The organism is Geobacillus thermopakistaniensis (assembly GCF_000498995.1).
GTDB lineage: Bacteria > Bacillota > Bacilli > Bacillales > Anoxybacillaceae > Geobacillus > Geobacillus thermoleovorans.
On the sequence record NZ_AYSF01000022.1, the window covers coordinates 1 to 458 of the forward strand.

The following is a 458-nucleotide window of genomic DNA, read 5'->3' on the forward strand; positions in this document are numbered from 1 at the left end:
CTGCGTCTGCTAGCAGGTTCAGGGAAGCAAGATTCCTCGGCACAAAGCCGCAAGGAAGTTTGTTCAAAGAAGTCGCTTTGCGTCTACAAGCGGATTCGGAGAAGCCGAATTCCTCGACGCAAACCAGCGAAGAAGCGAATTCAAAGGAGCTGCTTTGCGCCTTTGTCTTCTAGCAGGTTCAAGGAAGATGGATTCCTCGGCGCAAAGCTGCAAAGAAGCAGACTCAAGGCAGTAGCTTCGTTCCTTGAAAACTAGATAACCGATAAAGCAAAGGAAGAAGCCGAGAGCGCAATAGGTTAAGCTGGAAAGGGCGCACGGTGGATGCCTTGGCACTAGGAGCCGATGAAGGACGGGGCAAACGCCGAAACGCTTCGGGGAGCTGTAAGCAAGCGTTGATCCGGAGATGTCCGAATGGGGGAACCCACTGTCCGTAATGGGGCAGTATCCATGCCTGAATC

1 rRNA gene is annotated in these 458 nt (G+C 52.8%); it reads left to right on the forward strand.

The features are described 5' to 3' along the window. Window positions 1–294: 294 nt before the first annotated feature. Window positions 295–458 (forward strand): 23S ribosomal RNA (locus T260_RS136385); the annotation flags it as partial.